This is a genomic window from Cryobacterium sinapicolor (genome assembly GCF_004403465.1).
Lineage (GTDB): Bacteria > Actinomycetota > Actinomycetes > Actinomycetales > Microbacteriaceae > Cryobacterium > Cryobacterium sinapicolor.
On sequence record NZ_SOGQ01000055.1, the window covers coordinates 118,322 to 132,342 of the forward strand.

The following is a 14,021-nucleotide window of genomic DNA, read 5'->3' on the forward strand; positions in this document are numbered from 1 at the left end:
ACACGCTGGGGTGTTGGTACCGGTGGTGGGACTCGAACCCACACGTCCTTGCGAACAAAGCATTTTGAGTGCTCCGCGTCTGCCATTCCGCCACACCGGCTCACAACACCTGCATCAGAATACCGTAGGCTTTCCCCCGTGACCGACCAAGACTCCACCCCAGTACCTCCTCGCCGCGTTGTCGTTGCCGAGGATGAGTCCCTCATCCGCCTCGACATCGTAGAAATCCTCCGTGACGCCGGATTCGAGGTGGTCGGTGAAGCCGGCGACGGAGAAACCGCTGTCGCCCTGGCCACCGAGCTGCGGCCCGACCTGGTCATCATGGATGTGAAGATGCCGCACCTCGACGGCATCTCCGCGGCCGAGCGCATCACCAAGGCGCACATCGCGCCCGTCGTGCTGCTGACCGCGTTCAGCCAGAAGGAACTGGTCGAGCGCGCCACGGAAGCCGGTGCGCTGGCCTACGTGGTCAAGCCGTTCACTCCGAACGACCTGCTGCCCGCGATCGAGATCGCCCTCTCGCGGTACAGCCAGATCATCACTCTCGAAGCCGAGGTGGCCGACCTCGTCGAGCGCTTCGAAACCCGCAAGCTCGTCGACCGCGCCAAGGGCCTGCTCAACGAGAAGATGGGCCTCACCGAGCCAGAGGCGTTCCGCTGGATCCAGAAGGCGTCCATGGATCGCCGGCTCACCATGCACGACGTCGCCCAGGCGATCATCGAGCAGCTCAGCGCCAAGAAATAGCCCGCTTCAGAGGCCGACGGCCGGGCAGGTCACCCTTCGAGGTGGCCTGCCCGGCCGTTTTCACCAGGCGGGCTCTACGCCTCGGGCCGGTTGGACAGTTCCTTGATCAGATTGGTGATCCGGATGGTCGAGCAGCGGCGACCCTGGTCATCCGTGACCGCGATCTCATGGGTCGTGAGCGTGCGTCCCAGATGCACGGGCGTGCACACGCCCGTGACGTAGCCCGACGTCGCCGACCGGGTGTGCGTGGCGTTGATCTCGATCCCGACGGCCAGGCGGCCGGGACCCGCGTGCAGATTGGCCGCCATCGACCCGAGCGACTCGCCGAGAACCACGTAGGCGCCACCATGCAGGAGCATCGCGGGCTGCGTGTTGCCCTCGACCGGCATCCGGGCGACGGCCCGCTCAATCGTGAACTCGACGAACTCGATGCCCATTTTCTCGGCCAGGGAGCCGGCTCCCCGCTGCTGGACCCACTCGAGGGCGTCTGTGGTCTGCTCGATCATATTCACCTTCGGTCGCTGCACCTGCCCGCGCCGGATGACGCTTGTAGGCTGTCTCTGTGTCAGATTCCGAAAAGCCTACCCTGATGATCATCGACGGCCATTCCCTGGCCTACCGGGCGTTCCACGCCCTCCCCGTGGACAGTTTTCAGACCCACGACGGACAGCACACGAACGCCATCCACGGCTTCCTGTCCATGCTGCTCAGCCTGCTGCGCAACGAGAAGCCCACACACATCGCCGTGGCCTTCGACATCTCCCGGTACTCGTTCCGCACCCGCGAATACGCCGATTATAAGGGCACGCGGGCCAGCACTCCGAGCGAGTTCATCGGGCAGGTACCGCTGCTGCAGGAGGCCCTGGCGGCGATGAACATCACGACGTTGACCAAGGAAGACTTCGAGGCCGACGACATCCTGGCGACACTGTCCGTGCGCGGTAACCAGGAGGGCTTCCACGTGCTGGTGGTCTCGGGGGACCGGGACACCATCCAGCTCGTCAACGAGAACGTCACCCTGCTCTACCCGGCGAGCCAGGGCGTCTCGGCGCTCACCCGCTACGACCCCGCCCGGGTGCGCGAGAAATACGGCATCGAGCCGGCGCAGTACCCGGATGTCGCGGCCCTGGTCGGCGAGACCAGCGACAACCTGATCGGCATCTCCAAGGTGGGGGAGAAGACCGCCGTGAAGTGGCTCGGCCTCTACGGCAGCCTCGACGGCATCCTCGAACACGCCGAGGAGATCAAGGGCGTCGTCGGCAACAATCTGCGCGAGCAGAAGGAGAACGCGATCCGCAACCGCCGCCTCAACCACCTCGTCACCGACCTCGAGCTCCCGGTGGACCTCGCCGACCTCGTTCGGTGCGCCATCGACGAGCCGGCCGTACGCGATGTGTTCGGCCGGCTCGAGTTCCGCACCCTGCTCGACCGGGTGATCAAGCTCGAGGGGGCCGGTGCCGTCGAGGGTGTCCCCGTGGTCGTGCCGGAGGAGGCTCCTGTCGCCGCGCCGAAAGCCCCCGCAGCCCAGGACCTGCTCGACGAGGAGTTGGGGGCCTGGATCGTCCGGGCCGTCGCCGCCGCTCCGCAGGGCCTTGGCCTCTGCGTCGAGGTGCAGGACGGCCGCGCCATCGGGTTCGGCGTGTCCGGCCCGACCGAGTCGGTCAACCTGCCCTGGCAGCCCGGACGCGCGGACTACCTCGCGTTCGAGTCCTGGCTGGCCAGCGATTCGCCCAAGATCATGCACGACGCCAAGCGCCAGATCAAGGCGCTCCGCCGCAGCGACCTGGCCTTCTCCGGGCTGGTGTTCGACACCCTGATCGCGGGCTGGCTGCTGCGCCCCGGGGTGCCCGACAAGACCCTCGCCACGCTCGTCACGCGCTACCTCGACGAGACCCTGCCGGTGACCGACCCCAACCAGCTGATCCCGGCTGAGAACGAGGCCGGGGGCGTGCCCCTGGAGTCCTGGTACACGTTCCGGGTGGCTGCGGCCATCGACGCGCTGCTCGACGAGGGGTCTCGTGAGGTGCTCACCGCCATCGAGATGCCCACCCTGCTGTCCCTGTCCGACATGGAGCTGGCCGGTGTGGCCGTCTCGCACGAACAGTTGTCCGCACTGTCCGGCCAGCTCGGCGAACGCGCCGCTGGTCTCGCCGCCGGCGCCTACGCGGAGATCGGACGTGAGGTGAACCTGGGTTCGCCCAAGCAGCTGCAGGAGGTGCTGTTCGACCAGCTCGGCATGCCCAAGACCCGGGCGAACAAGACCGGGTTCTCCACGGATGCCGGGGCTCTCGCCGATCTGCAGACCAGCAACCCGCATCCGTTCCTGGACATGCTGCTGCAGCACCGCGACGCCACCAAACTCCGCCAGATCGTGGAGACCCTGGACAAGGCCATCGACGAGACGGGCCGCATCCACACCAACTACGTGCAGATCGGCACGGCCACCGGACGGATCTCCTCCACCGACCCCAACCTGCAGAACATCCCGGTGCGCACCGAGGAGGGCCGCCGCATCCGGGCCGCGTTCCAAGCCGGGAACGGGGCCGAGTGCCTGCTGACCGCCGACTACTCGCAGATCGAGATGCGCATCATGGCGCACCTCTCCGGTGACCCGGGGCTGATCGAGGCCTTCAACGCCGGCGAGGACCTGCACCGGTTCGTCGGCGCGAGCGTGTTCGGCGTGGCGCCGGAAGACGTCACGAACGAGATGCGCTCCAAGGTCAAGGCCATGTCCTACGGCCTGGCCTACGGACTCAGCGCCTTCGGCCTGTCCCGGCAGCTGCGCATCGACACGAAGGAGGCCAAGCAGCTCATCACCGACTACTTCGCCCGCTTCGGCGCGGTGCGAGACTACCTGCGCAACGTCGTCGAGCAGGCGAAAGTGGATGGCTACACGGCCACCATCTTCGGCCGCCGCCGCCCGTTCCCAGAGCTGCACAGCGCCAACCGGATGGTGCGCGAGAACGCGGAGCGCGCGGCCCTCAACGCGCCGATCCAAGGGTCCGCCGCCGACATCATGAAGATCGCGATGAACGGGATCGCCGAAGACCTGGCCGAGGGGGCGCTTGAGTCGCGCATGCTGCTGCAGGTGCACGACGAACTGATCTTCGAGGTGGCCCCGGGGGAGTGGGACGCGCTTCGCCGGGTCGTGACGCACCAGATGGAGACCGCCGCCGACCTGCTGGTTCCCCTCGACGTGCAGGTCGGCCGCGGCGACAACTGGGACGCCGCGGCCCACTAGGTCAACCCCGGATGGCCGGCCTCCCGAATGCGGGGGTCGGCACCCCGCCCGCAGTCGAGGGCGTGTTCTAGGCTCGGGTCATGACAACCGACAACCAGCGCACCCCCACGGCGATCGACCGGATCGCCGAGGACTGGGTGGACACCCTCGTCGACATCAACCCGACCGTGGGCACCTACATCGGGCGCACCGAGGCGGACGACCGCTTCGGCGATTACTCCCCGGACGGCCTGGACCGAGGCGTCGACGCGGCCCGCTCCTTCATCGCCCGGCTCGACGCCGCCACGGCCGTCGACGACGTCGACGTCGTCACTCGCACCGACCTGCGCAGCTCACTCGCCCTCGACCTCGAGAGCTCCGAGGCCGGTCTGCCGTTGCGCGACCTGAACGTGATCGCGTCGCCGGCCCAGGGCATCCGGGAGGTCTTCGACCTCATGCCCACCGACACCGTCGCGGACTGGGACACCGTCTCCGCCCGGCTGCACGCTCTGCCCGCGGCCATCGACGGCTACATTCAGACCCTGCGCCTCGGCATCGAGCGCGGCAGCATGCCGGCCCGGCGCCAGGTGCGGGAGGTCATCCAGCAGGCCCGGCGCCACGCCGCGAACGACGGCTTCTTCGCCGAGTTCGCCGCCAATGCCGGCCCCGAGAAAGGATCGCTCCCGGCCTCGCTGGCCACGGATCTCGGCACCCGCGCGGGCGGCGCCGCCGAGGCCTACGGCACCCTCGCCGATTTCCTCGACGCCGAGCTCCAGGCCAAGGCCCCCAGCCGCGACGCCATCGGCCGCGACCTCTACGCGCTGCAGTCCCGCCGTTTCCTCGGCGCCACCATCGACCTCGACGAAACCTACGAGTGGGGCGTGGAGGAGCTGGCCCGGATGGTCCTGGAGCAGGAGAGCATCGCCGACCAGATCAAGCCGGGCGCGAGCGTGCTCGAGGCCATCGCGATCCTCGACACCGACCCCAGCCGCAAGTTGCACGGAACCGACGCCCTGCAGAAGTGGATGCAGGAGACCAGCGACCGCGCCGTCGCCGAGCTCTCCGAAACCCAGTTCGACATCCCCGACGAGATCAAGCGCCTCGAGTGCATGATCGCCCCTACCCAGGAAGGCGGAATCTACTACACCGGGCCCACGGACGACTTCGCCCGCCCGGGCCGGATGTGGTGGTCGGTGCCGGTCGGAATCACCGAATTCGACACCTGGCGCGAACTGACCACCGTCTACCATGAGGGCGTTCCGGGCCACCACCTGCAGATCGGCCAGGCCGTGCACAACCGGGGGAAGCTGAATACCTGGCGCCGCCAGCTGGCCGGCACCTCGGGTCACGCCGAGGGCTGGGCGCTCTACGCGGAGCGGCTGATGGAACAGCTCGGCTACCTCGACGACCCGGCGGACCGCCTCGGCATGCTCGACGGGCAACGGATGCGCGCCGCACGCGTCGTGCTCGACATCGGCGTGCACCTCGAGAAGCAGCTGCCCGACGGCTCCGGTCCCTGGACCGCCGACCACGCCTTCGACTTCCTCGGCCGGAACGTGAACATGAACGCGAGCTTCGTCACGTTCGAGGTCAACCGGTACCTCGGCTGGCCTGGACAGGCGCCGTCCTACAAGGTCGGGCAGCGCATCTGGGAGGAACTCCGGGACACCTATGCGGAACGGGAGGGCGACGCATTCTCGATCAAGGAATTCCACCGCAAGGCGCTGGACCTCGGCGGGGTCGGCCTGGACACCCTCCGCGCGGCGATGCTCGGCTAGCGTTCGGGGCCGATCGGCGTAGTTTCGGGGAGGGGCAGGCAAGTTGCCGGCCTCTCTTACAAACAGCTAAGCTTGACTGTCACGTTTGTGACGAACCGTCCACTGCCATGCACGGTGCACGAGAACGAGATTTTCCCGTGTGTGGCCCGAGCTATGTCCATCCTGGAGCAACTACTACATGACAAACGCAACGACCGAACGGGCACCCAAGCAGGTCGCCATCAACGACATTGGATCTGCTGAAGACTTTCTTGCCGCGGTCGAAAAGACTCTGAAATTCTTCAACGACGGAGACCTCATCGAGGGCACCGTCGTGAAGATCGACCGCGACGAGGTTCTCCTTGACGTGGGCTACAAGACCGAGGGTGTCATTCCCTCCCGCGAACTTTCCATCAAGCACGACGTTGACCCCTCCGAGGTCGTCAAGGTCGGCGACCTGGTTGAGGCCCTCGTTCTTCAGAAGGAAGACAAAGAAGGCCGTCTCATCCTGTCCAAGAAGCGCGCTCAGTACGAGCGTGCATGGGGCGACGTTGAGAAGATCAAGGAATCGGATGGCGTTGTCACCGGTTCGGTCATCGAGGTTGTCAAGGGTGGCCTCATCGTGGACATCGGACTCCGCGGGTTCCTCCCGGCCTCGCTCATCGAGCTGCGCCGTGTTCGCGACCTGACCCCGTACTTGGGCCAGGAGATCGAGGCCAAGATCCTCGAACTCGACAAGAACCGCAACAACGTCGTGCTGTCTCGTCGTGCACTGCTCGAGCAGACCCAGTCCGAGAGCCGCACCACGTTCCTCAACAACCTCCAGAAGGGACAGGTCCGCAAGGGCGTCGTCTCGTCGATCGTCAACTTCGGTGCGTTCGTGGACCTGGGTGGCGTTGACGGTCTGGTTCACGTCTCCGAGCTCAGCTGGAAGCACATCGAGCACGCCAGCGAGGTCGTCGAGGTCGGTCAGGAAGTCACCGTCGAGATCCTCGAGGTCGACCTCGAGCGCGAGCGCGTGTCGCTCTCCCTCAAGGCCACGCAGGAAGACCCGTGGCAGGTCTTCGCCCGCACCCACGCCATCGGCCAGGTTGCACCGGGTAAGGTCACCAAGCTCGTTCCGTTCGGCGCGTTCGTTCGCGTTGCCGAGGGTATCGAGGGACTCGTCCACATCTCCGAGCTCTCCGGCAAGCACGTCGAGCTCGCCGAGCAGGTCGTCTCGGTCGGCGACGAGGTCTTCGTCAAGGTCATCGACATCGACCTCGAGCGTCGCCGCATCTCGCTGAGCCTCAAGCAGGCCAACGACGGAGTCGACCCCGAGGGCACCGAGTTCGATCCGGCGCTCTACGGGATGCTCACCGAGTACGACGACCAGGGCAACTACAAGTACCCGGAGGGCTTCGACCCGGAGACCAACGAGTGGCGTGAAGGCTTCGAAACCCAGCGCGAGAAGTGGGAGCAGGACTACGCTGCAGCCCAGGCTCGCTGGGAAGCCCACAAGAAGCAGGTTGCGTCCGCGAACGACGAGATCACCGCCGTCGGCGATGTCCCGTCCGCAGCAGGCAACACCTTCTCGAGCGAGACGGCTGGCGCTGGCACGCTCGCGGACGACGAGGCCCTCGCAGCACTGCGCGAGAAGCTCTCCAGCTCCAACTAGTCACCGCTCCACCCCGTAACACAGCACGACAGACAGGCCGGTCCCCTTGGGGCCGGCCTGTTCGCGTTGATGCGTGCCGCGTCGAATCGCGTCGGGACCGCGGGCCAGTGCCGAAAACCCGCTCGACCATAGACTGCGGAATTGACTCGTCTGCTTCTCCTCTCCGCGGCCACCGCGACCGCGTTGCCCGTCGGCGGGTGCGCGGCAACCGGCCCATCGACACCGGATGCGTCGTCGTCAGCACCGCAGGCCACCCCGAGCAGGTCGTCGGTTCCATCACCGTCGCCGTTCGGCTCTGCGTCGCCCGTGCCGGGGGACTGCACGCGCGCGGACACCGCGACCGTGGCCACGAGCTACACGGTCCTGTCCGACGACTCCACGACTCCACGACTCCACGACTCCACGACTCCACGACTCCACGACTCCACGACTCCACGACTCCACGACTCCACGACTCCACGACTCCACGACTCCGTGACGCCCGTGTCGCCCGTCACGCCCGTGACGCCCGTGACGCCCGTGTCGCCCGTGTCGCCCGTGTCGCCCGCGACGATCACCTACACCGCGTTCACGCAGGCCGGAGAAACGCCCACCCGGAGCGAGACCGACTTCGGGCCGGTCGTCACGCTTCTCGCCTACGCCTACGCCTACGCCTACGCCTGCGTCTCTGACGGGAGCGGCGGACTGTGGACGTTCACGGCCACGAGCACCACCCCGGGGGCGCTGGCGTGCGTCCTGGGCTTCGGCGGTCGGATAGTCACCCGCGACGCGGCCTACAACGAGGGCCTGGTCGCACCGGAGACGGTGGACTGCACCGGCAACCCCCGCCGCTGAATCGCCCCCACCGCAACTGTTGCCCATTCGGACAACTGTTCCCGGTGCGCGGGCAACAATCGTCCGATTCGGCGACAGTCACCGTAGCGGGGAGAGGCCAGCCGCGCCTCACGAGGCTCGATAGCATGGCAGGCGTGTACTTGATTGGACTGACCGGCGGGATCGCATCCGGAAAAAGCACCGTGGCTCGGCGGCTCGTCCGGCACGGGGCTGTGCACATCGACGCCGACCACCTGGCCAGGGTCGTGGTCGGCCCCGGAACCCCGGGGCTCGCCGCGATCGCGGAGGCGTTCGGCGACACGGTCCTGCTGCCCGACGGCAGCCTGAACCGGGCGGCGCTCGGGGCGGTGGTGTTCCGCGACCCGGAGGCGCTCGACCGCCTCAACGCGATCGTGCACCCCGAGGTGCGGGCGCGTTCGAACGCCGTGATCAGGGCTGCGGAAGCCGAGGATCCGAACGCGATCGTCGTCTACGACGTGCCCCTGCTGGTGGAAGCCGGCGTCGACCATCCGTTCGACCTCGTCGTGGTCACCCAGTCCGACGAGCCCACCCGGGTGCGCCGCATGGTGGAGCTGCGGGCGATGGATGCCGGCGAAGCGGAGCGCCGGATCCGCGCCCAGGCCAGCGACGCCGACCGTCACAAGATCGCCGACGTCGTCATCGACACCGGCGGCACCCTCGAGCAGACCCTGGAGCAGGTCGACGTGCTGTGGGAGCAGGTGCGGGTTCACAGCCAGCAGCGCACTGTCAGAGGCGCTCCGTAGACTGGGGAGTATGGAACCCACGCGCTCTGTCAATCCGTTCGAGGTGGTGAGCGAGTACACGCCGAGCGGCGACCAGCCCGCCGCGATCGCCGACCTGGCCGGTCGCATCAACGCCGGCGAGACCGACATTGTGCTGCTCGGCGCCACCGGGACCGGCAAGTCCGCGACCACGGCCTGGCTGATCGAACAGGTGCAACGCCCGACGCTGGTGCTCGCCCACAACAAGACCCTCGCCGCGCAGCTCGTGAATGAATTCCGCGAGCTGATGCCCAACAATGCCGTCGAATACTTCGTGTCGTACTACGACTACTACCAGCCCGAGGCCTACGTACCTCAGACCGACACCTTCATCGAGAAGGACTCCTCGATCAACGCGGAGGTCGAGCGGCTACGGCACTCCACCACGAACTCCCTGCTCAGCCGACGCGACGTCATCGTGGTCTCCACCGTCTCCTGCATTTACGGTCTGGGCACGCCCGAGGGCTACCTCGAGGCGATGGTCGCCCTCCAGGTCGGCCAACAGGTCAACCGGGACTGGCTGATCCGCAAATTCGTCGCCATGCAGTACCAGCGCAACGACATCGACTTCTCCCGCGGCCACTTCCGGGTGCGCGGCGACACCATCGAAATCATCCCGATGTACGAAGAACTCGCCATCCGCATCGAGATGTTCGGCGACGAGATCGAGGCGCTCTACAGCCTGCATCCGTTGACCGGTGACATCGTCAAGAAGCTCGACTCCGTGGCCGTGTTCCCGGGCTCGCACTACGTGGCCAGCACCGACGTCATGCAGCGGGCGATGGGCACCATCCAGGCGGAACTCGACGAACGACTCGAGCAGCTGGAACGCGAGGGCAAATTGCTCGAGGCCCAGCGCCTGCGCATGCGCACGCAGTTCGACTTGGAGATGATGGAGCAGATCGGCTTCTGTTCCGGCATCGAGAACTACTCCCGGCACATCGACCAGCGGCAACCGGGGGAGGCCCCGCACTGCCTGCTCGACTACTTCCCCGACGACTTCCTGATGGTGATCGACGAGTCCCACGTCACCGTGCCGCAGATCGGCGCCATGTACGAGGGCGACTCCTCACGAAAGCGCACGCTCGTCGACCACGGGTTCCGGCTGCCGAGCGCCCTCGACAACCGGCCGCTCAAATTCGGGGAGTTCAAGGGACGCGTCGGCCAGACCGTCTACCTGTCCGCCACCCCAGGCAAATACGAGATGGGCATCGCGGACGGCGTCGTCGAGCAGATCATCCGTCCCACCGGCCTGATAGACCCGCAGATCATCGTCAAGCCCAGCAAGGGCCAGATCGACGACCTCCTCGAAGAGATCCACAAGCGCGTCGAACGCAACGAGCGCGTCCTGGTCACCACCCTGACCAAGAAGATGGCGGAAGAACTCACCGATTTCCTCACCGAAGCCGGCGTGCGGGTGCGCTACCTGCACTCGGATGTCGACACGCTCCGCCGCGTCGAACTCCTCACCGAGCTGCGGGCCGGCGTCTACGACGTGCTCGTGGGCATCAACTTGCTCCGCGAGGGCCTCGACCTGCCCGAGGTGTCGCTCGTCGCTATCCTCGACGCAGACAAGGAGGGTTTCCTGCGGTCGGCGACCTCGCTGATCCAGACCATCGGCCGCGCGGCCCGCAACGTCTCCGGCGAAGTGCACATGTACGCCGACCGGCTCACCGCCTCGATGGAGCGCGCGATCGACGAGACCGACCGCCGCCGGGAGAAGCAGGTGGCCTACAATACCCTGCACGGCATCGACCCCACCCCGCTGCGCAAGCGCATTGCGGACATCACCGAGGTGCTCGCCCGGGAGGAGGCAGACACCGCCGAGCTCCTGGCCGGCCGCGACACGCGCCGCAAGGGCGTCGCGGCGACTCCGCGCCGGCAGGGACTGGCCGCGAACGGCGCGAACGACCTCGAGTCGATCATCGCCGACCTCAACGGCCAGATGCTCGAGGCGGCGGGAGAGCTCAAGTTCGAGCTCGCGGCCCGCCTCCGCGACGAGGTGTCCGAACTGAAGCGCGAGCTGCGCCAAATGGAGAAGGCCGGCCACATCTGACCCACAGAGCGCACGCCCTGGTGAATATCGAACATTTGTTCGCTCAGGGCGTGCCGATTCGCAGGGTGGAGCGCGTGGCGCTGCATAGAATCGGATGGTGTCAATTTCCCAGGTAGAGACCGGCTCGAAACTCAACGTCCGCGGCGCCCGCGTGCACAACCTGCACAACGTCGACCTCGAAATCCCGCGCGATTCGCTGGTCGTCTTCACCGGCCTGTCCGGCTCCGGCAAGTCGTCGCTCGCGTTCGACACCATCTTCGCGGAGGGACAGCGACGTTACGTCGAATCGCTGTCCGCATACGCGCGTCAGTTCCTGGGCCAGGTCGACCGCCCCGACGTCGATTTCATCGAGGGGTTGAGCCCCGCCGTCTCGATCGACCAGCGCTCGACCAACCGAAACCCGCGCTCGACCGTGGGAACCATCACCGAGGTCTACGACTACATGCGGTTGCTCTGGGCACGCATCGGCGTGCCGCACTGCGCCGTCTGCGGTGAGGTCATCCAGGCCCAGACCGTGCAGCAGATCGCCGACCAACTTATGGAACTGGATGAGGGCATCCGTTATCAGGTGCTCAGCCCGGTCGTGTCGCAGAAGAAGGGCGAATTCGTCGACCTGTTCAAAGAACTGGCCGCGGGCGGCTACTCCCGCGCCATCGTCGACGGCACCCAGATCCAGCTCAACGAGCCGCCCGTGCTGAAGAAGCAGCTCAAGCACGACATCTCCGTGGTCATCGACCGTCTGGTCGCCGGCCCTGACCTGCTGAGCCGACTCACCGACTCCCTGGAGACGGCGCTCAAACTGACCGACGGTATCGTGCAGGTCAACTACGTCGACCGGGAGGGCGACGAGGCCTGGCAGAGCTACTCGGAGAAACTCTCCTGCCCCAACAACCACCCCGTGCAGCTCACCGAGATCGAGCCGCGCACGTTCTCCTTCAACGCGCCCTTCGGTGCCTGCCCGGAGTGCTCCGGTCTCGGCACGCGCATGTCGGTCGACGCCGACCTGTTGCTCGGCGACCCCGAGCTCAGCATCGCGGAGGGCGTCGTGCTGCCCTGGACCACCCAGGGCAAAGGGCTGTTCCAGTACTACGAGAAACTCCTCGACGGGCTCGCCCGCGACCTGGACTTCTCCCTCGACACCCCATGGGGCGAGCTGCCCGACGAGGTGCAGGACGCCGTGCTCCGCGGCGACAACTTCGAGGTCAAGGTGAAGTGGAAGAACCGCTACGGCCGGGAGATGAGCTACACCTCCGGATTCGAGGGCGTCGTGCCCTACATCGAACGCCAGTACCTGCAGGCGGAGTCGGACACCCAGCGTGCCCGGTGGGGTGAGTACCTGCGCGAGGTCGACTGCCCGGTCTGCTCCGGAACCCGGCTCAAGCCCGAAGTCCTCGCCGTGCTGGTGCACGGGGCCAGCATCGCGGATGTCTGCAACCTCAGCCTCACCGACGCCCGCGGTTTCATGAACAAGCTCGAGCTGACCGACCGGGAGGCCGTCATCGCCGCGCAGGTTCTGCGCGAGATCAAGGCGCGCCTGGACTTCCTGATCCGCGTCGGCCTGAACTACCTCAACCTGGCCCGGGCTGCGGCGACCCTCTCCGGCGGCGAGGCGCAGCGCATCCGTTTGGCCACCCAGATCGGCTCCGGCCTGACCGGGGTGCTCTACGTGCTCGACGAACCGAGCATCGGACTGCACCAACGCGACAACCGACGGCTGATCGAGACGCTGGTCTCCCTGCGCGACCTCGGGAACACTCTGATCGTGGTCGAGCATGACGAGGACACAATCAAGGCCGCAGACTGGGTCGTCGACATCGGCCCGGGCGCCGGCGTGAACGGCGGTCACGTCGTGCACTCCGGCTCCTACGCCGACCTGCTCACCAACACGGAGTCACTGACCGGTGATTACCTCGCCGGCCGCAAGTCGATCCCGACCCCGGCCATCCGTCGCCCGATCGACCCGGCCCGGGAGATCTCCGTGATCGGGGCCGAGGCCAACAACCTCAAGAAGGTGTCGGTCAGCTTCCCGCTCGGCACGTTCACGGCCGTGACCGGTGTCAGCGGCTCCGGCAAGTCGTCCCTCGTCAACGACATCCTCTACCGGGTTCTGGCCAACCGCCTCAACGGTGCCCGCAAACTCCCCGGTCGGCACACCCGGGTTACCGGCCTCGACCAGCTCGACAAGGTTATCCACGTCGACCAGGCCCCGATCGGGCGCACCCCGCGCTCCAACCCGGCCACCTACACCGGCGTCTTCGATAAGATCCGCACCCTGTTCTCCGAAACCATCGAAGCCAAGGCGCGGGGTTACCTGCCCGGACGCTTCAGCTTCAACGTCAAGGGTGGGCGCTGTGAAGCCTGCTCGGGCGACGGCACGATCAAGATCGAGATGAACTTCCTACCCGACGTCTACGTCGCCTGCGAGGTCTGTGGGGGAGCGCGCTACAACCGCGACACCCTCACCGTGCACTACAAGGGCAAGAGCATCGCGGAGGTACTGGACATGCCGATCAGCGAGGCCGCCGATTTCTTCGAGGCGATCACCTCCATCCACCGGTTCCTGAACACCCTCGTCGAGGTCGGCCTCGGTTATGTGCGACTCGGCCAGAGCGCCACCACCCTGTCCGGCGGCGAGGCCCAGCGCGTCAAGCTGGCCACAGAACTGCAGCGCCGCTCTAACGGCCGCAGCGTCTATGTGCTCGACGAGCCGACGACGGGCCTGCACTTCGAAGACGTACGCAAGCTGCTGCTCGTTCTGAACAGTCTCGTCGACAAGGGCAACACCGTGATCGTGATCGAGCACAACCTCGACGTGATCAAGTCCGCCGACTGGGTGATCGACCTTGGTCCCGAGGGTGGCTCCGGCGGCGGCCGCGTGCTCGCCACGGGGACCCCCGAGCACGTCGCCACCGTGAAGAAGAGCCACACCGGCATGTTCCTCAAGGAGATCCTGGCGGCGCACTGACCGCCA

Annotated in this window: 9 protein-coding genes and 1 tRNA gene; 8 read left to right on the forward strand and 2 right to left on the reverse strand. The window is 66.7% G+C overall.

Annotated elements, in window-relative coordinates:
* Positions 1–14: 14 nt before the first annotated feature.
* Positions 15–100 (reverse strand) — tRNA-Leu (locus E3T28_RS11465).
* Between the two features lie 38 nt (positions 101–138).
* Here E3T28_RS11465 and E3T28_RS11470 point away from each other — a divergent pair.
* Positions 139–744, forward strand: coding sequence for an ANTAR domain-containing response regulator (locus tag E3T28_RS11470; protein ID WP_104100541.1), 606 nt, complete (start codon positions 139–141; stop codon positions 742–744).
* Between the two features lie 74 nt (positions 745–818).
* Here the strand turns inward: E3T28_RS11470 and E3T28_RS11475 are convergent, their stop codons facing one another.
* Positions 819–1,250, reverse strand: coding sequence for a hotdog fold thioesterase (locus E3T28_RS11475; RefSeq protein WP_134431161.1), 432 nt, complete (start codon positions 1,248–1,250; stop codon positions 819–821).
* Positions 1,251–1,306: 56 nt separating this feature from the next.
* Between E3T28_RS11475 and polA the strand changes: the two genes are divergently transcribed.
* The 7 genes from polA (at position 1,307) to uvrA (ending at position 14,015) form a co-directional block, all read left to right on the forward strand.
* The gene (gene polA / locus E3T28_RS11480; protein ID WP_134431163.1) at positions 1,307–3,985 is read left to right on the forward strand and encodes a DNA polymerase I; all 2,679 of its coding nucleotides are present in this window, start codon (positions 1,307–1,309) and stop codon (positions 3,983–3,985) included.
* Between the two features lie 80 nt (positions 3,986–4,065).
* The gene (locus E3T28_RS11485; protein ID WP_134431166.1) at positions 4,066–5,742 is read left to right on the forward strand and encodes a DUF885 domain-containing protein; all 1,677 of its coding nucleotides are present in this window, start codon (positions 4,066–4,068) and stop codon (positions 5,740–5,742) included.
* Between the two features lie 178 nt (positions 5,743–5,920).
* The gene (gene rpsA / locus E3T28_RS11490) at positions 5,921–7,378 is read left to right on the forward strand and encodes a 30S ribosomal protein S1 (protein WP_134396092.1); all 1,458 of its coding nucleotides are present in this window, start codon (positions 5,921–5,923) and stop codon (positions 7,376–7,378) included.
* Positions 7,379–7,519: 141 nt separating this feature from the next.
* On the forward strand, positions 7,520–8,212 hold the full coding sequence (locus tag E3T28_RS16895) for a hypothetical protein (RefSeq protein WP_166787007.1): 693 nt from the start codon (positions 7,520–7,522) through the stop codon (positions 8,210–8,212).
* A 134-nt stretch (positions 8,213–8,346) separates the two neighbouring features.
* Positions 8,347–8,976 (forward strand): dephospho-CoA kinase, encoded by a 630-nt coding sequence (gene coaE / locus E3T28_RS11505; RefSeq protein ID WP_134431174.1) that lies wholly within the window; start codon positions 8,347–8,349, stop codon positions 8,974–8,976.
* 10 nt (positions 8,977–8,986) lie between these two features.
* Positions 8,987–11,050, forward strand: coding sequence for an excinuclease ABC subunit UvrB (uvrB, locus tag E3T28_RS11510; protein WP_134431177.1), 2,064 nt, complete (start codon positions 8,987–8,989; stop codon positions 11,048–11,050).
* 97 nt (positions 11,051–11,147) lie between these two features.
* Entirely contained in the window at positions 11,148–14,015 is a 2,868-nt protein-coding gene (gene uvrA, locus E3T28_RS11515) for an excinuclease ABC subunit UvrA (RefSeq protein WP_241979301.1), read from the forward strand.
* The last annotated feature ends 6 nt before the right edge of the window (positions 14,016–14,021 follow it).